The 22,142-nt window shown below is 41.9% G+C and carries 21 protein-coding genes and 1 other annotated feature; of the genes, 18 read left to right on the top strand and 3 right to left on the bottom strand.

Annotated features, from left to right (window positions below):
- The first annotated feature begins 2 nt into the window (after nt 1-2).
- From cps2T to C4K46_RS00850, 8 genes are all read left to right on the top strand, one after another.
- Nucleotides 3-1,151, top strand: coding sequence for a beta 1-4 rhamnosyltransferase Cps2T (gene cps2T, locus C4K46_RS00885; RefSeq protein WP_209626430.1), 1,149 nt, complete (start codon nt 3-5; stop codon nt 1,149-1,151).
- The gene (locus C4K46_RS00880) at nt 1,148-2,089 is read left to right on the top strand and encodes a glycosyltransferase family 2 protein (protein ID WP_209626428.1); all 942 of its coding nucleotides are present in this window, start codon (nt 1,148-1,150) and stop codon (nt 2,087-2,089) included. Before cps2T ends, C4K46_RS00880 begins: the two co-directional genes overlap by 4 nt.
- Nucleotides 2,089-2,892, top strand: coding sequence for an ABC transporter permease (locus C4K46_RS00875; RefSeq protein ID WP_209626426.1), 804 nt, complete (start codon nt 2,089-2,091; stop codon nt 2,890-2,892). The genes C4K46_RS00880 and C4K46_RS00875 overlap by 1 nt, the downstream gene beginning before the upstream one ends.
- On the top strand, nt 2,892-4,112 hold the full coding sequence (locus C4K46_RS00870; RefSeq protein WP_209626424.1) for an ABC transporter ATP-binding protein: 1,221 nt from the start codon (nt 2,892-2,894) through the stop codon (nt 4,110-4,112). The genes C4K46_RS00875 and C4K46_RS00870 overlap by 1 nt, the downstream gene beginning before the upstream one ends.
- A 56-nt stretch (nt 4,113-4,168) precedes the next feature.
- Nucleotides 4,169-5,578, top strand: coding sequence for a glycosyltransferase family 2 protein (locus tag C4K46_RS00865; protein ID WP_209626422.1), 1,410 nt, complete (start codon nt 4,169-4,171; stop codon nt 5,576-5,578).
- A gap of 1 nt (nt 5,579) precedes the next feature.
- Nucleotides 5,580-7,331, top strand: a complete 1,752-nt coding sequence (locus C4K46_RS00860) for a rhamnan synthesis F family protein (protein ID WP_209626420.1) — start codon at nt 5,580-5,582, stop codon at nt 7,329-7,331.
- On the top strand, nt 7,328-9,811 hold the full coding sequence (locus tag C4K46_RS00855; protein WP_209626418.1) for an LTA synthase family protein: 2,484 nt from the start codon (nt 7,328-7,330) through the stop codon (nt 9,809-9,811). The genes C4K46_RS00860 and C4K46_RS00855 overlap by 4 nt, the downstream gene beginning before the upstream one ends.
- Before the next feature lie 66 nt (nt 9,812-9,877).
- A complete protein-coding gene (locus C4K46_RS00850; protein ID WP_209626416.1) occupies nt 9,878-10,360 on the top strand; it encodes an EbsA family protein in 483 nt (160 codons plus the stop codon).
- On the opposite strand, the gene C4K46_RS00845 is transcribed toward C4K46_RS00850, so the two are convergent.
- Nucleotides 10,357-10,557 (bottom strand): ferredoxin, encoded by a 201-nt coding sequence (locus C4K46_RS00845; RefSeq protein WP_245335096.1) that lies wholly within the window; start codon nt 10,555-10,557, stop codon nt 10,357-10,359. The two genes, C4K46_RS00850 and C4K46_RS00845, sit on opposite strands and share 4 nt — an antisense overlap.
- Before the next feature lie 45 nt (nt 10,558-10,602).
- Here C4K46_RS00845 and C4K46_RS00840 point away from each other — a divergent pair, with 45 nt between their 5' ends.
- The 8 genes from C4K46_RS00840 to C4K46_RS00805 all read left to right on the top strand — a co-directional run bounded on the left by C4K46_RS00840 (nt 10,603) and on the right by C4K46_RS00805 (nt 17,108).
- The gene (locus C4K46_RS00840) at nt 10,603-11,043 is read left to right on the top strand and encodes an SAG1386/EF1546 family surface-associated protein (RefSeq protein ID WP_209626414.1); all 441 of its coding nucleotides are present in this window, start codon (nt 10,603-10,605) and stop codon (nt 11,041-11,043) included.
- A 10-nt stretch (nt 11,044-11,053) separates the two neighbouring features.
- A complete protein-coding gene (gene cmk, locus C4K46_RS00835; RefSeq protein WP_209626412.1) occupies nt 11,054-11,734 on the top strand; it encodes a (d)CMP kinase in 681 nt (226 codons plus the stop codon).
- A gap of 237 nt (nt 11,735-11,971) precedes the next feature.
- A complete protein-coding gene (locus tag C4K46_RS00830) occupies nt 11,972-13,588 on the top strand; it encodes a DNA/RNA helicase domain-containing protein (protein ID WP_209626411.1) in 1,617 nt (538 codons plus the stop codon).
- Between the two features lie 89 nt (nt 13,589-13,677).
- Nucleotides 13,678-13,808 (top strand) — a sequence feature (ribosomal protein L20 leader region).
- Nucleotides 13,809-13,824: 16 nt separating this feature from the next.
- Nucleotides 13,825-14,355, top strand: coding sequence for a translation initiation factor IF-3 (gene infC / locus C4K46_RS00825; protein WP_209626409.1), 531 nt, complete (start codon nt 13,825-13,827; stop codon nt 14,353-14,355).
- A 31-nt stretch (nt 14,356-14,386) separates the two neighbouring features.
- Nucleotides 14,387-14,587, top strand: a complete 201-nt coding sequence (gene rpmI / locus C4K46_RS00820; protein WP_209626407.1) for a 50S ribosomal protein L35 — start codon at nt 14,387-14,389, stop codon at nt 14,585-14,587.
- A gap of 36 nt (nt 14,588-14,623) precedes the next feature.
- Complete coding sequence (gene rplT / locus C4K46_RS00815; protein ID WP_146496046.1) at nt 14,624-14,983, top strand: 50S ribosomal protein L20; 360 nt, start codon at nt 14,624-14,626, stop codon at nt 14,981-14,983.
- A gap of 209 nt (nt 14,984-15,192) precedes the next feature.
- Nucleotides 15,193-15,579 carry a lactoylglutathione lyase gene (gene gloA, locus C4K46_RS00810; protein ID WP_209626405.1) on the top strand — a complete coding sequence of 129 codons (387 nt, stop codon included), beginning with the start codon at nt 15,193-15,195 and terminating at the stop codon, nt 15,577-15,579.
- 155 nt (nt 15,580-15,734) lie between these two features.
- A complete protein-coding gene (locus C4K46_RS00805; RefSeq protein WP_209626403.1) occupies nt 15,735-17,108 on the top strand; it encodes a polysaccharide deacetylase family protein in 1,374 nt (457 codons plus the stop codon).
- Nucleotides 17,109-17,393: 285 nt separating this feature from the next.
- On the opposite strand, the gene C4K46_RS00800 is transcribed toward C4K46_RS00805, so the two are convergent.
- On the bottom strand, nt 17,394-18,482 hold the full coding sequence (locus C4K46_RS00800; RefSeq protein ID WP_209626401.1) for a DEAD/DEAH box helicase: 1,089 nt from the start codon (nt 18,480-18,482) through the stop codon (nt 17,394-17,396).
- Nucleotides 18,466-19,458, bottom strand: a complete 993-nt coding sequence (locus C4K46_RS00795) for a Gfo/Idh/MocA family protein (protein WP_209626399.1) — start codon at nt 19,456-19,458, stop codon at nt 18,466-18,468. Before C4K46_RS00795 ends, C4K46_RS00800 begins: the two co-directional genes overlap by 17 nt.
- 173 nt (nt 19,459-19,631) lie before the next feature.
- On the opposite strand from C4K46_RS00795, the gene udk reads away from it, so the two are divergent.
- Together udk and C4K46_RS00785 are read left to right on the top strand one after the other, a co-directional pair.
- Nucleotides 19,632-20,267: a uridine kinase gene (gene udk, locus C4K46_RS00790; protein ID WP_209626397.1), complete on the top strand. Its 636-nt coding sequence runs from the start codon at nt 19,632-19,634 to the stop codon at nt 20,265-20,267.
- Between the two features lie 300 nt (nt 20,268-20,567).
- A complete protein-coding gene (locus C4K46_RS00785) occupies nt 20,568-22,133 on the top strand; it encodes a 2-isopropylmalate synthase (RefSeq protein WP_209626395.1) in 1,566 nt (521 codons plus the stop codon).
- The last annotated feature ends 9 nt before the right edge of the window (nt 22,134-22,142 follow it).

Here is a 22,142-nt window from a genome sequence, read left to right as displayed (position 1 = left end):
TCATGCAGCATGTATTCATCATTGGAAGTCGGGGACTTCCTGCAAAATATGGTGGTTTTGAAACCTTTGTAGAAAAAATAGTTGAAGGGCAAATATCGCCTCAAATCAAGTACCATGTAGCTTGTCTGTCAGAGGACCAAGCCTACCAGCACTTTGATTATAAGGGAGCGGATTGTTTTACGATTAAGGCACCCAAGCTTGGTCCAGCTCGAGTTATTGCCTATGATATGATGGCTATTAACTATGGCCTCAAGTTGGTCAAAGAGCAGCAGATAGAGCGCCCGATTTTTTATATTTTAGGAAATACGATTGGAGCCTTTATCGCCCCTTTTATCAGAAAAATTCAAAAATTAGGAGGGCGGTGCTTGGTCAATCCGGACGGTCTAGAGTGGAAGCGGGCCAAGTGGCCAGCTTATGTACAAGTCTATCTCAAGTATTCTGAAAAAATGATGACCAAATACGCTGACTTGATTATTGCGGATAATATAGGGATTGAAAGTTACATCCAAAAGGCCTATCCTTGGGCTAGGACCAGCTTTTTAGCTTATGGGACAGACTTGAATCTCTCTAGCCTATCTCGGCAAGATGAGAAGGTTCGTTCCTTTTTTGAGCAGTGGTCCAGCAAGGAAAAGGGCTACTACCTGATTGTTGGCCGTTTTGTTCCGGAAAATAACTATGAGACTGCCATCAGTCAGTTTATCAAGTCCAAGAGTCAGCGTGACCTACTGATTGTCTGTAATCACGAGGGCAATCCCTACTTTGAGGCATTACGCCAAAAAACACAGTTTGACAAGGATTCGCGGATTAAGTTCGTTGGGACGGTCTATGATCAGGAATTGTTGAAATATTTACGGAATCAAGCCTTTGCCTATATTCATGGGCACGAGGTTGGGGGCACCAACCCGGGTCTCTTGGAGGCCCTGGCCCAGACAGATTTGAATCTGGTTTTGGGTGTTGACTTTAATCAACAAGTGGCTAAGGAAACGGCCTACTATTGGCAAAAGGCAGACAATAGCTTATTGGATTTGATTGAAGGGCTAGATAAGGAGCAGGACTTTAGCTCTCTCGGCCAAGCTGCCAAGAATAATATGAAAGAAAATTACACCTGGGAAAAAATTGTGGGTGAATACGAGGAATTATTTTTATCATGAAAGTCAATATTCTCATGTCTACCTATAATGGTGAGAGATTTTTAGCGGAGCAGTTAGAGAGTATCCAGCAGCAAACTTTTCCAGACTGGAAACTGCTGATTCGAGACGATGGCTCTAGTGACAGAACCTTAGAAATCATCGAGCAGTTTGTCGACAAGGATTCGCGCATTCGTTTTATCAACGAGGCGGAAGAAGGCAATTTAGGAGTTGTCAAAAGCTTTCATCGCTTGCTAGACTTTGAAGCGGCTGACTATTATTTCTTCAGCGACCAAGATGATGTTTGGTTGCCAGATAAAGTAGCCATGCAGCTAGAAGCAGCTGCAGAGTATAAGGTCGAACAACCACTTCTGATTTATACAGACTTAAAAGTAGTTGACCAAGACTTAAATGTTGTTCATGAAAGTATGATAAGAGCCCAGTCAGGGCATGCCAATACCGAACTTTTACAAGAATTGACTGAAAATACGGTGACTGGCGGTGTGTCCATGATTAACCATAGCTTGGCTCAGTTGTGGACAGGTCAGGAGACCTATCCCATCCTCATGCATGACTGGTACCTGGCCTTACTAGCGACCAGTTTCGGCCAGTTGGTCTACCTAGATCAGCCAGGAGAACTCTATCGCCAGCATGATAGCAATGTTCTGGGAGCCAGGACCCTTTCTAAAAGGCTCCATAATTGGCTGAGGCCCCACCTATTATTTACCAAGTATTGGAACTTGATTTCAAGGAGTCAAGTCCAGGCCAAAAATCTTCTGGCCCTGCCCCTTGCAGCAGAAAAGAGAGATTTGATTGAAAATTTTGTGACAATCATGGAGCTTCCTTTTAAGGAGCGCTACCGCCGGTTACGCCATTATGGTTACCGGAAAAATCGGGCCTTTCATACCCTGGTTTTTAGCCTCCTGATTCTCACCAAATTTGCCTATAAGGAGAAGAAATAATGGACTTTTTTAGTCAGAAAAATCGGATTTTATTAAAAGAACTAATAAAAACAGACTTTAAATTACGCTACCAAGGATCAGTTATTGGCTATCTCTGGTCAATTTTGAAGCCCTTGCTCCTGTTTACAATTATGTATATCGTCTTTATCCGCTTCTTGCGTATTGGAGGAGATGTCCCTCACTTTGCAGTAGCCTTGCTACTGGCCAATGTCATCTGGTCTTTCTTTTCTGAAGCGACTTCTATGGGAATGGTATCTATTGTATCACGGGGAGATTTGTTACGAAAGTTAAACTTTTCTAAACATATTATCGTTATTTCAGCAGTAGCTGGTGCTATGATTAACTTTTCTATTAACTTGGTAGTTGTTCTAATTTTTGCTATTTTAAACGGCGTTCAGCTGACTTGGTCAGCTCTGTGGATTGTTCCTTTGTTTATAGAGCTCTTTTTAATGGCTGCTGGACTAGCTTTTATCTTGGCGACACTTTTTGTTCGTTTTCGTGATTTGTCTCAGATTTGGGAAGTCTTTATGCAGGCTGGGATGTATGCCACACCAATTATTTATCCAATTAGTTTCATTGCTGAAAAAAATCCAATAGCAGCAAAAATTGTGATGATGAATCCGATTGCTCAAATTATTCAGGATATGCGTTATTTCCTCATCGACCCTGCCAATACGACTATTTGGCAAATGGTTAATAACAAGTTGATTGTTTTATTCCCTTATCTTTTACCGATTATCGTTTTTGTGGTGGGATATGTGGTTTTCAATAAGAATGCTAAGAAATTTGCGGAGATTCTCTAATGACAGCTAATGATATTGCAGTAAAAGTAGAACATGTCAGCAAGTATTTTAAGTTGCCAACCGAAGCAACTAATAGTTTACGAACTGCCATGGTCAACCGTTTTAAAGGAATTAAAGGCTATAAAGAGCAACATGTCCTCAAAGATATTTCCTTTGAAGTGAAAAAAGGAGATTTTTTTGGAATTGTTGGCCGAAATGGATCTGGAAAATCTACACTTTTGAAGATTATCTCTGAAATCTACATGCCAGAAAAAGGTCGTGTGACAATTGATGGAAAGTTGGTCTCCTTTATCGAGCTGGGGGTCGGCTTTAATCCAGAATTGACTGGCCGGGAAAATGTCTATATGAATGGAGCCTTACTCGGTTTTTCTCGAGATGAAATTGACTCCATGTATGATGATATTGTCGATTTTGCCGAACTTCAAGAATTTATGAACCAGAAATTGAAAAACTATTCTTCTGGAATGCAGGTCCGTCTGGCCTTTTCAGTGGCCATCAAGGCCCAGGGAGATATTCTGATTCTTGATGAGGTTCTGGCGGTGGGAGATGAGGCTTTCCAGCGCAAATGTAATGACTATTTCATGGAACGCAAGGAATCAGGCAAGACGACTATTCTTGTCACCCATGATATGAATGCTGTCAAGAAATATTGTAACCGAGCGGTTTTAGTTGAAAATGGGCTGGTCAAGGCTTATGGTGAACCTGAAAATGTCGCCAATCAATACAGTTTTGATAATGCAGTGCCTCTGGTGCGACAAGAAGAGCTTGAAGATAAAAAAGCTGAGGAGAAGGAAGAAATCTTACTTGTAGATAATCTTCAAATAAAACTCAATACGCCAAATGATATTACCGCAGGCGATGTGATTGAGTTTGAGATTGACTATGACTCGTTAGAAGATGCTGAAACCTACATCGCACTTTCTTTGACTGATATTGACCGAAATATTTGGATTTACAATGACAACTCTATGGACGAGCCTTGCCGCGGCAAGGGACATAAGAAAATCACCTATCACTGTACTATTCCTAGTGTCAATAATATTAAGATGAAGCTAGAAGTGACCGTTCGTGATAAGAAGGGCAAAATGTTAGCCTTCTCTAATGTTGAGCAAACGCCAATTATTATGGTTAGTCGAAAAGACATCAAGCTCAACGACTTGTCAGCTCTAGATTCAGCTAGCGGACTTATTCAGCGAAATGGGAAATGGAATTTTCACTAGAGAGTTCTAGCTTTCTTATGGCTTTGGCCTTTGATGATTGATGAAAGGATATTGATATGGAGACAAAACCTCTTGTATCGATCATTTGCACCGTTTATAATAAAGGACCTTGGATTGCGCAGGCGATTGAGAGCTTTCTAAGTCAACAAACGACTTTTGCGGTAGAAATTCTCTTGGTGGATGACGCGTCAAGCGACCAGTCGCCACAAATTCTAGCAGACTATGCAGAGCGTTATCCTGATAAAATTCGTAGTTTTTATAATGAAAGCAATCAAGGGATTTCTAAAACTTGGGTTCGGATTTGTCAAGAGGCGCAAGGTGATTATATTGCTCGTTGTGACGGTGATGATTTCTGGCTAGATCCTTTGAAGTTGCAGAAGCAAATTGAGGCTTTGGAGCAAAATCCCCAGTCTAGGTGGTCAAATTGTGATTTCGATGTTTATAATCAGGACGGTGTTCTCAAAGCACAAGCGGGCTTTGAAAAGGATGTTATTCCATTAGCAGATACCTATGAAAAGATGCTTGCGACAAGGGGCTTCACCATGGCTTCAACGTGGTTGATTGAACGTGAGCTGATGTTAGAGGTCAATACAGAGCTTGATTTGACGACGTCTGACGACACTTTTAATCTGCAGATGGACTTGTTTCAAAGAACCGAGCTGACCTATTTGCCAGAGCCTATGGTCGCTTATCGTATCAATGAAGGCTCGGATTCGCGTCCCAAAGATTTTGATGCACTGACCTATCGTTTCAATCGTTTATTGGATACCCAGTTGGATTACGTTGAGAAGTATCCTCAAAGCGATTTTAAGGAAATGACAAAAATTCTTTTGCGCCGTAATAATGACTATGAGCTTGAATTGTCTAAGCCTATAACCTCAGTTTCTCAAATCGGCAGTCAGACGGTGACGATTTATTTTGCAGCAGCAGACGGCGTTTTCAGTCAGGAAGATATTTTACGAAAGACTTTGGAAGCAGAGGACACCATTACATTCAAGCTGAGTCCAGATGTGACAAGGATTCGGATTGACTTGTCGGAAATTCCCAGTTTTTACTCCAAAGTTGCCTTGATTGATAAGGAGCACAATACGGAAATTCTTCCTTACGATTTAAATGGCTTTCAGTTTCAAAATGACTATTTTTTCCCGCAACCTGACCCGCAGCTTTTTTATGAAATCAAGGACTATCATGGGAAAGAGTTGACTTTGCACTATCAAATGATGAATGTTGACGATGTGACCAAGTTGAATTACATCGGTGATGTTTTAGGGAGAAAGTTGCTAGAGCTTGGTCCTAAGGCTGAGGAATTAACGATTTATAAAGTTCAATGCGAGCATTTGCAGCAGCGTAATCAAGAATTGCAAGCCCAACTAGAAGAAATGGTTGTTCGTTATAACTCGGTGACACATTCCAGACGCTGGACGATTCCTAGCAAATTTATAAATTTATTCAGAAAAAGGAAATAAGATGAAAAGATTGCTTTTCTATGTTCACTTTAATAAATGGAATTCTATTAGCAGTCATGTCCTCTATCAGTTAGAGCACATGCGACCACTATTTTCCAAGATTATTTTTATTTCTAACAGTGAACTCAATCAAACAGATAAAGAAAAATTGACGCAGACTCACTTAATTGATGATTTTATCGCGCGTGAAAATGTTGGTTTTGACTTTGCAGCTTGGCGTGACGGAATGACTCATGTGGGCTTTGAAAATCTCAAGTCTTATGATTCCGTTACCCTTATGAATGACACCTGTTTTGGTCCCCTCTGGGATATGAAAGAGATCTACAATAGTTTTGAAAGTGATGCCAATGTTGATTTTTGGGGCATGACCAATTTTCGTAAAACCAAGCAATTTCAAGAGCATATTCAAAGCTACTATATGTCTTTCTCACGTGAAGTTGTGGTATCTGAGGCTTTTCAAAATTTTTGGCTCAATGTCCAAAATTTTATCAATGTTCAAGATGTCATTGACCAGTATGAAACCAATATCACAACGTCCTTACTTGATGCCGGCTTCAAATACCGAACTGTTTTTAATACAGTTGAAGAAGATGATAGCGGTATGCTGCATCCAGATTTTTCTTACTATAATCCTACAGCAATCTTGCGATATAAGGTTCCTTTTATCAAGGTGAAGACCATTGGTGCCAATCAAAGTGTGACCCCTTATATTTTGAAGGAAATTGAGCGGCGTACGGACTATCCGATTGATTTAATTGTTTCGCACATGTCTAAGATTGACTATCCTGACTACCCTTATCTGCTAGGTAGCAAGTATTTGAAAGCGGCGGTAGCTCCCCCCTCATCGGCTAGCAAGATTGCTGTTCATCTTCATGTTTTCTATGAGGATTTGCTGGAGGAATTTTTGGAGGCTTTTGAGCAATTCCATTTTCCTTACGATCTTTATATCACGACGGATCGGGATGAAAAAGTCACAGCTATTGAGGCTATTTTGGATCAGCGCCAGGCTCAGTCTCAGATTTTTGTCACGGGAAATATCGGTCGAGATGTTCTCCCTATGCTCAAGCTCAAGAAGCAACTCGCTCAGTACGATTATATCGGGCACTTCCATACTAAAAAATCTAAGGAAGCTGATTTTTGGGCAGGCGAGTCTTGGCGCAAAGAGTTGATTGATATGCTAGTTAAGCCGGCGGATCAAATCATCGCTAATCTGCAAGAAAATGAAGATTTGGGTTTAGTCATTGCTGATATTCCGACCTTCTTTCGTTATAATAAAATCGTTGTTGCTTGGAATGAGGCTTTGATTGCTCCAGAGATGAACGACTTGTGGCAAAAGATGAATTTATCTAAACCGATCGACTTCAAAAGCTTCAATACTTTTGTCATGAGCTATGGAACCTATATTTGGTTTAAATATGATTCTTTGCAACCACTCTTTGACCTGGATTTGACGGATGCTGATGTTCCGGCAGAGCCTCTTCCTCAAAATTCTATCTTGCATGCGATTGAGCGGCTCTTGATTTATATTTCTTGGGCGAAAAACTATGACTTTAGAATTGCTCCGAGCCAAGAAGTGCTTACTCCTTTTATTGATAATAAACTGTTAAATAATCGAGAAGATTTGCAACCGCATACCTATGTTGATTTTAATCATATGGGTGGAATCAAGGGAGCCTTGAAGTATATTATTATTGGTCCAGCGAGAGCTGTCAAGTATATTTTCAAACGCCTAGCGCAAAAGGTGAAATCATGAAAAAATTTTTGAAAAAGTTGTCGCCAGTTGTTCTTGTTACAACTTTCTTGTTTTTGTTAATCAATCATTTTTTGCTCCATTCCTTGGTTATTAGTTATCAAAAACCAGTGGAAAATGTTAAGACTTTCTTACTAGTCAGTCAGCTTATTTATTATGCTGCTATTCTGGTTCTTGCTTTTATCTTTTCTTATTTTAAATTTCATTGGAAATTTCTTATTAAATTATTGTTAATGTATATTGCTTATTGTTGTGTGGCTTATTTCATTGATATGACTTTGAATATTAACAATAATAAATATAAGTTATGGAATTTTTCTAAAGCAGGAATCTTTCAAGAGCAGGTGTTATTTACTTTGGCTCTGGTAGGAATATTAGCAGTTTTAATCTATTATCTGCGTACGAAGGTAAAATTTCTAGCGAATAAAGCTCCTCAGCTGGTTTTTAACGAAGGAATCGACTATTTCTTTTTATCACAGATTCTATTGACTTTAATCTTGACAAATAGAAATATGAGAGGAGTAGTAGCCAATACAGAATTATTTTTACAGTTAAATCACCGAATTACTCCATCGTCGTCTTATGGAAACAATCACTTTTTTCTAGTTACAGGAATCATTCTTTATATTTCTTTTCTCTGGACAGGAATTAGTTATTTTCTAGTTAAAGGAGCAAGGGATTTTGTCAAAAATCGCTCCAGTTATCTATTAGCAATTAGCACCAGCCTTTTCTTAGCCTTGGTTTTCAATTTTAGTATTCAATTGAGTATGGGAAAAGGAGTACCTTTCTTAGAGCGCTATCCAATTTTGCCAGGAGCAATGAGTTTTCAAATTATTGTTTTATTTTTATTATTTTTGACAATTTACTTGATAATCAATCAATTTTGGATTGCTACGAACCTTATTTTAGTTATTGGTGGTATATTCACCTATGCAAATTCAATTAAGTATAATATGCGAGGAGAACCGATTCTACCCAGCGATCTTTCTTGGATTTTCAAAGCAGATTCACTTTTAGGTTATATCGATTCATCCTTTATCTGGTATACGACAGTAGCGTTAGTCTTGTTATTTATCTTATTCTTCGTTCTTAAACGCTTCTTATTTGTAGGTAAAATAATTACTTCTGTTAAAATGCGCATTACTTGTCTAGTAATAATTGCTTTTATTTTTAGTAGTCTATTTGGTCTCTTCTTAGACAAAAAAGATGGAAAAATAAGCGACAATATACCAATAGTATCTGTTTTGAATAATTTTCAAGATATTACTTGGTTAGGAAATGCAAGCAATGCTCGCTATCGTTCTTTAGCTTTTGTTTGGATTAATCAGATGACTACCGAAGTGATGGAAAGACCTGATAATTACAGTCAGAAGAGAATAAAAGAAATCGAAGAGAAGTATCTGAAATTATCCCAAGAAATCAATCAGAATCGTTCAGAATTTCTTAATGAGCAAACAGTTATCTATGTCCTTAGTGAAAGTTTTTCAGATCCTGCGCGAGTTGAGGGAGTAGAATTGACACAAGACCCTATTCCTAATATTCACCAAATTAAGGAACAGGCTACTAGTGGTTTGATGAAGTCTGACGGTTATGGTGGCGGAACAGCTAACATGGAATTTCAAACTTTGACTGGTCTTCCTTTTTATAATATGTCACAAAGTGTTTCGGTCTTATATACTGAAGTTTTTCCTAAGATGAAATATGTACCAACTATTAGTAATCTGTTTAAGTCAAAGGATCGCATAGCAATTCACTTAGCCAACCCATCTAACTATTCTCGAAATTATGTTTATGATTATTTAAAATTTGATCGTTTTATATCTACAGATACCAAAAATATAGATGTTCAAAACGAGGGAATCAGTCCAAGTGATGCCTCTACTTATAGGTTGATTTTAGATAATATTGATAAGGGAAGAAGTCAGTTTTTCTCTGTAATGACGATGCAGAATCATGCGCCATGGCTAGAGGATAATCCAGAAAATTTAGAAGGGAGTGCTGATGATTTCACTTCGGATCAAAATTCTAAATTAACTTTTTATAGTCGTCTTTTATATCAAACTGATTTGGCTACCAAAGACTTACTCGAAAATTTATCCAAGATAGATAAAAAAATCACTGTTGTCTTTTATGGCGATCACCTACCAGGTCTCTACCCAAGTTCGGCCTTTCTCAATAATCCAGATAGTCAATATCTGACAGACTACTTTATTTGGAGTAATTATGAACGGCCTAAGTTGGACTATCCAGTGGTCAATTCGAGTGACTTTTCGGCCTTGGTTTTGGAGCAGACAAATTCTAAGGTTTCTCCTTACTATGCCCTGTTGACAGAAGTTCTCCATAAGGCTAGTGTCGACAAAGCACAGTCAGAATTTAGCCCAGAAGCAAGGGAAGTGGCTGAAGATTTAAAACTGGTCGAATACGACATAGTTAGTGGTCGAGGCTACTTATCCAAGAATTTCTTTAAGCTTGTAAATAATTAAAATAGAATAGGTTTCCTATTCTATTTTTCTCTTTTTTATGCTAAACTAGATAGAGGAGGTGTAGCGATGATAAAGATTTTTGGTCAGCTACGTTATCACTGGCAACCAGATGTATCTATCTTAGTCATTTACTGGTCTTTATCTGTCATTCCGATTTTTGTTGGCCTAGCCCTCATGTATGAGAGTTCGGATGTACCTATCTTGGTCTTATCCTTCTTCTTTTTATTCATGCTCTTGCTAGGAATTGGAGTCCATCGGTATTTTACTATTTATGATAATGGGATTTTGCGCATCATTACAGCCAATCCTTTTACACCTTCAAAGATTGAGATTGCCAGTATCCGCAAGGTGGAAGTGACCAAGACCTCAATTACCTTATTTTTTAATGGAAAAACAAAGGGCCGAACCTTCTGTATGAGAAAGTGGCCCAAGAAATACTTTGTCAATGACCTGGCCCGTAATGACTACTTTCAAGGGGAGGTCGAACTGGTGGATAATTTACTTCATATTGATTATTTTGCCACCTATTATGGAGACAAGGATAGTTAGTCCTTTAAGAGAGCTCTAGTTGGACAGTTTTTAATGGCTTCTAGGATTGCCGGATCCATTTCCACTTCTTTTTCAAGAACTTGGTCTTCATCCTGGGCAAATTTGACAATGCCATTATCATGATAGTCAAAGAGTTCAGAATAGGTTTGGCAGAGCCCGCAGGCAATACATCTTTCGGGAATTAGTTTTACTTTCATAAGTATATTGTAATAAGATTTTAGAAAAAACACAAGGAGGAAGTCATGGCAAAGGAACCATGGAAGGAAGATATCTACGATAAGGGAGAAAAGGAATTGGAGAGAAGTAAGAAATTTAACGGTGTCTGGGCCAATCGTGTCCTGACCATTTTAGCAGTCATTTTCTTTATTATGGTCATTACGATTATCGTTGCTTTGACCTACTTATCAACAGGGGGCAGTAGCAAGAAGGCCCAGACAGAAGGTTTTTACAATGCCAATGCTCCAGCTCAAACGACCGAGAGTTCGTCAGCAGAGCCCGTTGCCTCTAGTGGGGAGACGACCGAGTCTTCTGAAGGGACCCTAACTGTCCAGGCAGGTGAGGGAGAGGCGGCCATTGCTGCGCGTGCAGGAATCTCGATTGCCCAGCTAGAACAGCTCAATCCTCAGCACATGACTCAGGGCTATTGGTATGCCAATCCTGGTGATGTGGTAAAGATTCAATAGGAGTCTGCTTATGAAAGAAATTCAAATCGCTATTGATGGCCCAGCCTCGAGTGGTAAGAGTACAGTGGCCAAGATTGTGGCCAAGGACCTTGGCTATATTTACCTGGATACAGGAGCTATGTATCGGGCTGCCACCTATTTGGCGCTCAAGCACCAGTTGACAGCCGAGGATAGCCGGGAAATCATCGAGCTCTTAGAGGAGCACCCGATTGGTTTTGGTCGTAGTGAGGCAGGAGAGCAGCTAGTCTTCGTCGGAGATGTGGATGTGACCCATGCTATTCGTGAAAATGAAGTAACCAATAACGTTTCTTGGTTGGCTGCTATTGCTGAGGTTCGTGAGCAGCTAGTAGCTCTCCAGCAAAGGATTGCCGGCCAGGGAGGGATTGTCATGGACGGTCGCGATATTGGAACAGTTGTTCTGCCTGAGGCCCAGTTGAAAATTTTCTTGATTGCCTCGGTCGAAGAAAGGGCACAAAGGCGTTATAAGGAAAATCTCTCCAAGGGGATTGAGACAGACTTTGAAACCCTGAAAAAAGAGATTGCAGAGCGGGACTATAAGGATAGCCACCGGGCAGTCTCACCTTTGAAAGCAGCAGCAGACTCCCTGACCTTTGATACTACAGGAGTAGGCATCGAAGAAGTGGTTGCCTTTATAGAAAATAAGGCCAAAGCCTTGATTGAAGAGGGATAAGCATAGTCTCGGAAAATCAAAATGATATTTTTAGACTTGGTAAGACCTAGTCTTGCTTGAGTCTAGTTTTTTCACTTAGAGAAAAGTTTGATTTTCTTGACCTATAAGCCCTCAGGCCTTGGCCTGGGGCTTATTTGCTAGCTTTAAAGAGTTAGTAGACAGGGAAAATCTCCTTAGCTAGGGCTAGCCCCTTCTGGTCTTTTAGCTAATTTTTGATGGCTCTTTGGAGGAATAGTTATGATCCGAAAACCCAAATGGCAGCTTCAAGTGATGGACTTGAAGGCTGAAAATATTGAAAATTTACTGGGAGAAAGGGTGATCCAGTACCCAGTTCTTTACCTTTTGTATAGCCAGTCAAATAGACATGCCTTCCTTGGGGAGACTGTACAGATTCAGCATGACTTGTTGCAGCATTTAAGGAAGGGTCACTATGAGAGGCTGCTCTTGATGAGCCATGAACACCTGCACCAATCAGCCCTCTATACGATTGAGGGCAAGCTACTTAACTATTTGTTGGCTGATGAGGGCTTTATCTTGGATAACCTGACGACTAGTCGCACCAGAATCCAGCATCGTTATTATCAGCAGACCTACTACCAAAAGGAGCTTTTCCGGGATTTGTGGGAGGCTCTACTAGAAGCTGGTTTTGTCAAGCAGGGTGCCCAAGAAATTGAAAATAGGGCCCTCTTTAAATTATCCCCCTATCATGACCTGTCTCTCGACCAGGCAGCCATAAAAGAGGAGTTGATAACTAGCTATCAAGACCTACTTAAAGAGGAAAAAAGAGTTTTGGTCTTTATTAGGGGGGAGGCTGGGACAGGTAAGAGTGTCCTCTTGTCTAGTTTGTTTTCTAGTCTGCAGGAAATGACGACCAAGTCCTCCTATCTCCTAGTCAATCATCAGGAGGTCCTCAAGACCTACCATGCCCTCAGCCAGCGGCTGACCTCCTTGAAAGAGGAGCAGATTCTTGAACCGGAACAGTTTATCGCCCAGGTAAAAGAGACTGATTTGGTCCTGGTTGATGAGGCCCATTTACTGCTGGCCACAGGCCGGTCCAAGACCCAGTTAAGTGATATCCTGTCAAGAACAAGGATGCTGGTCTGTATTTATGATGAGTATCAGCTATTGAGGCTTCAGAGCCATTGGGATAGCAAGAGTTTTTTAGCCTCCTTAGGTCAGGATCAGGATGTTTTAGTCCGAGATTTTGAATTGACAGATCAGATTCGGATGCGGTCTTCTCAAGAAGTCTGGCGCTGGGTGGATACCCTGGTTAAGGAGCGCAAGATTGAGCCCATTCCCATGAATCATTCGGGGAAAAATCTATTTGACTTTAAAATCGTCAAATCAGCTGAGGATTTGAAGAGATTGATTGCCTATCGTAATCGCGATGTCGGTTTATCGCGGATAGTAGCTACCTATGACTATCCTTATAAGCCTGATGGGGCTAGCTATCTGGTAGATCCCCAAGGCTTGGCCCTACCCTGGACCTTGATGAAGGAGGATGCTACCTGGGCTGAAAGACCAGATACCTTGGATGAGGTAGGTTCGATTTATACAATCCAAGGCTTTGACCTAAACTATGTAGGTGTCCTTTTAGGGCCTTCCATTGCTTACGACCCCAAGCAGGGGAGTTTAGTCCTAAAGAGTGAGCTCTATCAAGATCCAGCCGCCTTTCAAGGAATGACGGACTTGAATCCAGAAGAGGAGAGAAGGCAGCGGGAGCGGATTATCTTAAACTCCTTGAATGTTCTGATGAAGCGAGGGGTTAAGGGGCTTTATATCCATGCTGTCAATCCTGCCCTTAGAGACCACCTGCTGGACTTGCAGGATCAGGCTATTCGCTCTAGAAGTTAGCTGGACCTGACGGAAGTTTTTGGATATTTCTTTAATTTTTCTCGCAAAGTCCTTGACAGGAACAAAGAAAATTGGTATTCTATAATGGTTGAGAAAAGCAGAAGTGAGAGCTTCTCGCCTTGCGACTAACGTTGTCTGGCTCTACAGGATGAAGTTTCAGAGATGAAATACTATCAGGTAGTGTGGGTTTGCGTTAGCGAGCCCACACTTTGTTTTTCTCGAATAAGGAAAAAGAGGTGAAAACCATCGCAAAACAAGACTTATTCATCAATGATGAAATTCGTGTTCGTGAAGTTCGTTTAATCGGTCTTGAGGGTGAGCAGTTAGGTATCAAACCCCTTAGCGAAGCGCAAGCAATTGCTGACGATGCTAATGTGGATTTGGTTCTTATCCAACCACAAGCTAAACCGCCTGTTGCTAAAATCATGGACTATGGCAAGTTCAAGTTTGAGTATCAGAAGAAGCAAAAGGAACAACGTAAAAAACAAAGCGTTATCACGATTAAGGAAGTCCGCCTAAGTCCAACCATCGACAAGGGTGACTTTGAAACCAAGCTTCGCAATGCACGTAAATTCCTGGAAAAGGGAAATAAGGTTAAGGTTTCCATTCGTTTCAAGGGACGGATGATTACCCACAAGGAAATTGGAGCTAAGGTATTAGCTGATTTTGCTCAGGCAACTCAAGATATCGCCATTATTGAGCAAAGGGCTAAGATGGATGGACGTCAGATGTTTATGCAGTTAGCACCGATTCCAGACAAGAAATAATTGTCAAAAGTTAGAAAAAGGAGAACATATCATGCCAAAACAAAAAACACACCGCGCATCAGCTAAACGTTTTAAACGTACAGGTTCTGGTGGCCTTAAGCGTTTCCGTGCTTACACTTCTCACCGTTTCCACGGAAAAACTAAGAAACAACGTCGTCATCTTCGTAAAGCAACCATGGTATCTGCTGGAGATTTCAAACGTATCAAAGCAATGCTTACAGGTCTTAAGTAAGACAAGAATTCTAGGAAATTATTGGAGGAAATATAAATGGCACGTGTTAAAGGTGGCGTCGTATCACGCAAACGTCGTAAACGTATTTTAAAATTAGCTAAAGGTTACTATGGAGCAAAACATATCTTGTTCCGTACTGCAAAAGAGCAAGTAATGAACTCTTACTACTATGCATACCGTGACCGTCGTCAAAAGAAACGTGACTTCCGCAAATTGTGGATTACACGTATCAATGCGGCAGCTCGTATGAACGGACTTTCATACTCACAATTGATGCATGGTTTGAAATTAGCTGAAATCGAAGTGAATCGCAAAATGCTTGCTGACCTTGCTGTTAACGATGCAGCAGCTTTCACAGCACTTGCAGAAGCAGCTAAGGCTAAGCTTGGTAAATAGGTGGCCGAACAGAAGTCATATTTTGACTTGCTAGTGAGAGCCCCGCAAGATTGAGTACCTTTCCAGTTTATATAGTATAGATATCTGGAAAGCACTCAATTACTGCGCTGAAATTAGAAAAAGGAAGGTGGAATTATTGAACTCCATCTTCTTTTCATATATGATTGTTTTTATGGTATACTAGTAGAAAATAAGAAAGAGGTGGCTATATGGCTAGTAAAATGTTGCACACTTGCTTACGGGTAGAAAACTTGGAAGCATCCATCAAATTTTATGAAGAGGCTTTTGGCTTTAAGGAATTACGGCGCAAGGACTTTCCAGAGCACAAGTTTACCATTGTTTACTTGGGCTTAGAGGGTGACGATTACGAATTAGAGTTGACCTATAATTATGACCATGGTCCTTATATAATCGGAGATGGTTTTGCCCATGTAGCCCTCAGTACACCGGACTTGGAAGCCTTGCACAAGGAGCACAGCCAGGCTGGCTATGAAGTGACAGAGCCTAAAGGGCTTCCTGGTAATCCGCCAAATTACTATTTTGTCAAGGATCCAGACGGTTACAAGGTTGAGGTTATTCGCGACAAGTCCTTATAGGATAGAAGAGCGAGACAGAAGACCTTCTGTCTCGCTTTTTTTGATAAGATTTCTCTTTTTTTACTTTATTTTTATCAGCTATGCAAGGTCTAATTTTTTTAAATTTTTTAAGGATTGTTAGGAATTTCACATAAAATTTTGTTATAATATTAGACATGAAAAAAAAGATTATTTTGCTAGTGTGTTCACTTTTTATCTTCTTGGGCTGTCTGGCCTGGGGGATTTTCCGATTTTTAGATTGGCGAGCAGAACAAGAGCTCAAGCAGGAAATTACCTCCAGTCTCCAGCAGATGGACCAGAAACACAATAAGGGAGAGGTTGAAAGAAAGGAGACCAAGAAGGGTCAGTCCTTGATTGTTGCCTACTATCCTCGTCTTAATGGTCAGGTGATTTCTGCCATAGCCGATCAGATGGATGCCGACTGGAAAAATGCGAACCAGGGCCAAGACCAGAAGCCCTTAAAGCGCCTACTTTTTTACACTAGTCAGACTAGCTCTACTAGTCTAGCTGGTATTGACTTGGTAGAGCTTGAAAAAAGTGAGAGGACCGTCCTGGACCATCAGCTGAGTCCAGTCAAGAATCTCCAGCTGGGGCATCTCTACCTAAGAAAAAACGGGGAAGTCTTAACCTTAAATCAGCTCTTCAAAGATTCAGAGGGAGCTAAGCAAGTCTTTTTGGCTTCGATTGAGGAGGGACTTTTGGCCCAAGGACAGGCTGAGTCAGACAGTCAGAACTTGGTGGAAGAGCTAGCCAAGCAGGACCTGAGCCAATGGAAGTTTCGCTATGAGGAGGGACTTTTTAAAATCTTTTTACCAACGAATAAGACCAAGCTAGGCGAGTCGGTCCTGCCTCTAGGCAAGTTTTATGACCTTATTGATGAAAGTTACCTTAAGGATGAGGACCTAAAAGCCTACCAGCAATACCAGGCCAATAAGAAGAAAAAATTGGTGGCCTTGACCTTTGATGATGGTCCTGACCCTAAGACCACTCCCCAGGCCTTGGATATTCTGGCCAAATATAAGGCCAAAGCAACCTTCTTTATGCTGGGACAGCATATTGCAGGCAATGAGAATCTGATTAAGCGGGTCCAAAAGGAGGGCCATGAAATCGGTAATCACACTTGGAGCCATCCTCGCCTACCGACCCTTAGCCTAGCTCAGGCGCAAAAGGAGATTGAGGATACCCAGGCCGCCCTTGCAGCAGTTACCGGTCAAAGACCGCGCCTACTGCGCCCTCCTTATGGAGAATTTACAGGAGCCTTGTGCGCAGGAATAGACCTATCCTTTATCCTCTGGAGTGTCGATAGCCTGGATTGGCAATCCCATAAGACAGAGGCCATTTTAGACCAGGTCAAAAAGCAGGTCAAGGAGGGCTCGATTATCCTGATGCACGATATTCACCAGACCAGTATTGATGCTCTGCCAACTGTGCTTGACTACCTACAAAAGAATGGTTATAGTCTAGTAACCGTATCTGAGCTGATGAATCAGCAACTAGAAGGCCACCAGGTCTACTACAATGCTCCCTAGTTTTTAGGAACATCAGAAAAAAACAATCAGAGACCCAATCCTACTTGTCGGGCAGTTCCCAGAAAGAGGAGGGGGTCTTTTTTCAAGCCTTGCTAGGAGAGCTTCCAGCTAGCTGGAAGAGGCTTGGACTAGCCTAGGGCTCTTGCCATTTTTTGTGATGATCAAAGCTAAAAGACAAGGATATAATTTTAAGTAAAATAAAAAAGTAGTGAGAGGCCCTTATGGGAGACTTTCTCACTACTTTTTTATTTCAGGTCTGCCCAAGCAAGACCTTTAGTTATTAGTTTAAGCCAGATAAAGTTTTTGATTTTTTAAAATCAATTCTTGGGGCTGGGCGTATTTCTTCAAGTCTTTTAGGTCCTGCGCTTGGCTAATCAGGGTGATAACAGTTCCTTCCTTTCCCATTCGGCCTGTCCGCCCCGAGCGATGGGTATAGGTTTCCAAATCCCTGGGGACCTCGTAGTTAATGACGCATTCTAAGGAGTCAATATCAATTCCCCTAGCAACTAAGTCGGTAGCTAGTAGGAGGGTTAGCTGGTGGTCCTTAAACTTATCCAGAAGGACCTTACGAAACTTGACATTGACATCGCTAGCTAATGAAAAAGCATCAGCCCCTCGGTATTGGAGCTTCTCCTCAGCATTGCCTAGGTCAGAAAGGGAATTGAAAAAGACCAGCCCCCTAAAGTCGGGGATATTGCTCAATTTTCTAAGGAGTTCCACCTTATCTCGTTTGCTGACTTGGAGATAGTAGTGCTTGATTTGATCCATGGCTTGATTATTTATCTCAATCCGCTGGGTTCCTGCTGCTAGCTTGGCTTGGTCAAACTTGGTCGTAGCGCTCATGTAAATCAGTTGTTGGTTTCTAGGAACATAGTGGATAATCTTGTCAACGAAATGATAGTGGGAGTCTTCCAATAATTGGTCAAATTCATCCAGGATAATGGTATTGACTTGCATCATTTTAATCTTTTTTAGCTTGACCAATTCAAAAATTCGGCCAGGTGTTCCGATTAGGATTTCCGGACCTTTTTTCAGACGTTCAATCTGCCTTTTTTGACTGGAGCCGGAAATAAAGAGTTGGCTTTGCAGCTCGAGCAAGCCAGCCCAATCTTTCACGACCTCAAAGATTTGTCCAGCTAGCTCGGTATTAGGGGCCAAAATCAGGAGTTGTTGGGCCTTTCTAGCTTGGAGCTTTAGAAGGCTGGGAAAGAGATAGGCCAGGGTTTTACCCGTCCCTGTTGGACTGACCCCCAAAAGGTTCTCTCCTTCCATAATCGGAGTAAAGGCTGCTTCCTGGATGGGACTTAGCTTTTCAAAGCCTAGTTTTTCTAATTCTTCTTGCCAAGGCAAGGGTAGTTTATCTTTTATGGTCATCTGTGTCTCCCTCGAAGTGAATGCCAGCGTCCTGGCGGAGTTTAAATAAGGTTTGGTGGACAAGGCTAGCAGCTGTTAGTGCTTCTTGATAGTCAGCCGGGTCCTTGCCTTCGATGACCCGGGCGAAATAGCGGGCCTCTTCTAGCATGGGGTGGCTGGCTGGCTCTAGTGGGATTTCTTTTTCTTGCCCATCTAGGTCTTTAAAAATAGCAGAGCCAACCTCTTCAATAGAATTGAGGCTTAAGGTCCCTTGGTTGGTATAGATTTCTGCTGGCAGAAAACTATTGATATTTTTTCCTGTTTGAAAATGGACTTGAAAGCCTGGATAAGTCAGCTGGCCTGCTCCATTCAAGTCGATGCTATTGGGCAGTTGCTGGGCCTGGTAGTGGGCTTCAAGAGGTGCTCCGAATAACTTGATGGCGGCATAGATGGGATAGATTCCAAGATCCATTAAGGCTCCACCAGCGTACTTGGCAGAAAAGACATTGGGCTCTTGACCTGCTAGTAGGGCTGGCATTTTTGAGGAGTATTTGGCATAGGTGAAATGGGCTCCCAAAAGGGTCTGATTTTTGAGGAAGGCAGCAATTTTCTCCCAGGCCTTTTCGTGATAATTGCGGGCGGCCTCAAAGAGGTAGACCTGGTGCTCCTCAGCTAATTTAACCAGTTCCTGCCATTCTTCTGGCCGAGATACGGCTGGTTTTTCGATAATCACATGTTTGCGGGCCAAAATGGCTACCTTGGCTTGATTGAAGTGGAGCGAATTGGGGCTGGCGATATAGACAATGTCCATATCACTAGAGAGAAATTCGACCATTTCGGTATAGATGGCGATTGGACCATAATTTTGAACAAAGCGTTCAGCGCTAGTCAGCGTGCGGGAATAAACCGCCCGTAAACTATATTTTTGGCTGAGCTTTGCTGCCTTGATAAATTCGTGGGAAATAAAACTAGTCCCGATAATTCCTAGTTGAAGCATCTTTACCTCTTTTCTAAGGGGAAGGTTTCTGGTTGTCTTGGACCTGCCTTGGATCGGGTCAGGCCTCGCTTCCTTTATTATAACATGATTTAGGCCAAATCTCTAAAAAGACTAGTAGCAATATTTGCTAATTTAGGGTAAAATAGATAAGATAATACATAATGGAGAAAACGATGCAAAATAGACCGATTATTATTGGCGTAACAGGTGGCTCTGGTGGTGGAAAAACCAGTGTGTCTCGAGCGATTTTATCTAATTTTCCTAATGAAAAAATTGCCATGATTGAGCATGATTCCTACTATAAGGACCAGTCCCATCTGACCTTTGAGGAGCGGATTAAGACCAACTATGACCATCCCTTTGCCTTTGAGACGGATTTGATGATTGAGCAAATCAAGGAACTTTTGGCGGGGCGGCCAGTGGACATTCCGACCTATGACTATACGGCCCATACCAGAAGTGACAAGACCTATCGGCAGGAGCCCCAGGATGTCTTTATTGTAGAGGGAATTTTGGTCTTGGAGGACAAGCGGTTACGGGAGCTCATGGACATTAAAATCTTTGTGGACACAGATGATGATGTTCGGATCATCCGTCGGATTAAGCGGGATATGGAGGAGCGGGGGCGGAGCCTCGATAGTGTGATTGAGCAGTATCTAGGCGTAGTGAAACCTATGTACCACCAGTTTATCGAGCCGACCAAGCGCTATGCGGATGTGATTATCCCTGAAGGGGTCAGCAACCTCGTTGCTATTGATCTTATCAATACCAAAATCTCAAAAATTTTGGAAGAGGCTCGCCAGGATTAAGAGCCAGGTCTGACTAGTCTTGACAGCGATTTTAGTTCAAGCAAGCTGCCGAAATTTTCAGAAAAGTTCGATTTTTCATTGACATCTATTTTTTACTGTGATAAAATGCTAAGTAATAACATCGAAGGAGCAAGCTAAACATGTCTACAATCAAGTCTCAATCATTTAACTTGTTGTTGATTTACTCGGGCTAGTGCGAAAGCATTAGTCCTGTTTGGCTTACCAAGCGGGCATGCTCAAACATCTCGCTTGGTCGCGAGATGTTTTTTATTTTACAACTTTCAGAAAAGGAGCGAATTCATGACTAAAGTTGAATTTCTTGACACGAGCTTGCGAGACGGTGAGCAGACCCCGGGTGTTAATTTTTCCATTCGAGAAAAGGTAGCCATTGCCAAGCAGCTAGAAAAGTGGGGAATTTCGGCCATTGAAGCAGGTTTTCCTGCGGCCAGTCCCGACTCTTTCTTAGCCGTTCAGGCCATTGCTCAGACTATTACCAAGGCTTCGGTCACCGGCCTAGCCCGCTCGGTTAAGTCAGATATTGATGCCTGCTACGAGGCCCTAAAGGAGGCTAAGTATCCTCAAATCCATGTCTTTATTGCCACTAGTCCAATCCACCGTAAGTACAAGCTAAAGAAAAGTAAGGAAGAGATTCTAGCAGCTATCAAGGAGCATGTGAGCTATGCCCGTTCAAAATTTGAGATTGTTGAATTTTCTCCAGAAGATGCAACCAGAACAGAGCTTGACTTTCTACTGGAAGTTGTCCAAACAGCTGTCGATGCAGGAGCTAGCTATATCAATATCCCTGATACAGTTGGTTTTACAACTCCCCAAGCTTTCGGCCAAATCTTTAGCTATTTGATTAGTCATGTCAAGACAGACCGGGAAATCATCTACAGTCCCCATTGCCATGATGATTTGGGAATGGCGGTGGCCAACAGCCTAGCAGCCATAAAAAATGGTGCCAGACGGGTTGAGGGGACCATCAACGGAATCGGTGAGCGGGCTGGAAATGCAGCCCTAGAGGAGGTAGCAGTCGCCCTAGAAATTCGCTCCGACTACTACCAGGTCGAGACAGATTTGAAGCTGGCTGAAACCATGAATACATCCGAATTGGTCTCTCGTTTTTCAGGAATTGCTGTACCTAAGAATAAGGCGGTAGTCGGAGGCAATGCCTTCTCTCACGAGTCTGGTATCCATCAGGATGGTGTTTTGAAAAATCCTCTGACCTATGAAATCATCACTCCCGAACTGGTCGGTGTCAAGAGCAATTCTCTGCCTCTAGGTAAGTTGTCTGGTCGCCATGCCTTTCTTGAAAAATTGAAGGAGCTGGCCTTGGACTTTGAGGAAGCAGAACTGGATCAACTCTTTGCCCGTTTCAAGGCCCTGGCTGATAAGAAAGAACAGGTCACAGATGCAGATATTCGGGCTCTGGTGGCTGGTGTGGTCATCGAAAATCCAGAAGGCTTTCACTTTGATGACCTGCTTCTGGTCACCAATGAGGACAAGACTATTACAGCTAGCGTTCGCCTGGTCAATGAAGCTGGGGAAAGCGTTCAATGTGTGGCTGAAGGCCAGGGAAGTGTCGAGGCAATCTTCAATGCGGTAGACCAGTTCTTTAAGCAGGAGGTCAAACTCTTGTCTTACAATATCGAGGCCGTTACTGACGGTATCGACTCGCAGGCTCGAGTGCTAGTGGCTGTTGAAAATGTAGATACAGATACGGTCTTTAACGCCTCTGGTTTGGACTTTGATGTTCTAAAGGCTAGCGCCATTGCCTATATTCATGCCAATGCCTTTGTACAAAAGGAAAATGAAGGCCAGTTTGGTCCAAGGCTTTCCTATCGTGACCTTCCAGACAATGATTAGTTAGAAAGT

The organism is Streptococcus oricebi (assembly GCF_017883985.1).
GTDB classification, from domain to species: Bacteria; Bacillota; Bacilli; order Lactobacillales; family Streptococcaceae; genus Streptococcus; species Streptococcus oricebi.
Note: the sequence above shows the minus strand (reverse complement) of the source record. Positions and strands in the feature narration are given on the sequence as shown.

Excerpts from the sequence above, each read along its gene's own strand:
- cps2T (WP_209626430.1), top strand. The coding sequence starts at position 3 with ATGCAGCATGTATTCATCATTGGAAGTCGGGGACTTCCTGCAAAATAT.
- C4K46_RS00880 (WP_209626428.1), top strand. The coding sequence starts at position 1,148 with ATGAAAGTCAATATTCTCATGTCTACCTATAATGGTGAGAGATTTTTA.
- C4K46_RS00875 (WP_209626426.1), top strand. The coding sequence starts at position 2,089 with ATGGACTTTTTTAGTCAGAAAAATCGGATTTTATTAAAAGAACTAATA.
- C4K46_RS00870 (WP_209626424.1), top strand. The coding sequence starts at position 2,892 with ATGACAGCTAATGATATTGCAGTAAAAGTAGAACATGTCAGCAAGTAT.
- C4K46_RS00865 (WP_209626422.1), top strand. The coding sequence starts at position 4,169 with ATGGAGACAAAACCTCTTGTATCGATCATTTGCACCGTTTATAATAAA.
- C4K46_RS00860 (WP_209626420.1), top strand. The coding sequence starts at position 5,580 with ATGAAAAGATTGCTTTTCTATGTTCACTTTAATAAATGGAATTCTATT.
- C4K46_RS00855 (WP_209626418.1), top strand. The coding sequence starts at position 7,328 with ATGAAAAAATTTTTGAAAAAGTTGTCGCCAGTTGTTCTTGTTACAACT.
- C4K46_RS00850 (WP_209626416.1), top strand. The coding sequence starts at position 9,878 with ATGATAAAGATTTTTGGTCAGCTACGTTATCACTGGCAACCAGATGTA.
- C4K46_RS00845 (WP_245335096.1), bottom strand. The coding sequence starts at position 10,557 with ATGAAAGTAAAACTAATTCCCGAAAGATGTATTGCCTGCGGGCTCTGC.
- C4K46_RS00840 (WP_209626414.1), top strand. The coding sequence starts at position 10,603 with ATGGCAAAGGAACCATGGAAGGAAGATATCTACGATAAGGGAGAAAAG.
- cmk (WP_209626412.1), top strand. The coding sequence starts at position 11,054 with ATGAAAGAAATTCAAATCGCTATTGATGGCCCAGCCTCGAGTGGTAAG.
- C4K46_RS00830 (WP_209626411.1), top strand. The coding sequence starts at position 11,972 with ATGATCCGAAAACCCAAATGGCAGCTTCAAGTGATGGACTTGAAGGCT.
- rpmI (WP_209626407.1), top strand. The coding sequence starts at position 14,387 with ATGCCAAAACAAAAAACACACCGCGCATCAGCTAAACGTTTTAAACGT.
- rplT (WP_146496046.1), top strand. The coding sequence starts at position 14,624 with ATGGCACGTGTTAAAGGTGGCGTCGTATCACGCAAACGTCGTAAACGT.
- gloA (WP_209626405.1), top strand. The coding sequence starts at position 15,193 with ATGGCTAGTAAAATGTTGCACACTTGCTTACGGGTAGAAAACTTGGAA.
- C4K46_RS00805 (WP_209626403.1), top strand. The coding sequence starts at position 15,735 with ATGAAAAAAAAGATTATTTTGCTAGTGTGTTCACTTTTTATCTTCTTG.
- C4K46_RS00800 (WP_209626401.1), bottom strand. The coding sequence starts at position 18,482 with ATGACCATAAAAGATAAACTACCCTTGCCTTGGCAAGAAGAATTAGAA.
- C4K46_RS00795 (WP_209626399.1), bottom strand. The coding sequence starts at position 19,458 with ATGCTTCAACTAGGAATTATCGGGACTAGTTTTATTTCCCACGAATTT.
- udk (WP_209626397.1), top strand. The coding sequence starts at position 19,632 with ATGCAAAATAGACCGATTATTATTGGCGTAACAGGTGGCTCTGGTGGT.
- C4K46_RS00785 (WP_209626395.1), top strand. The coding sequence starts at position 20,568 with ATGACTAAAGTTGAATTTCTTGACACGAGCTTGCGAGACGGTGAGCAG.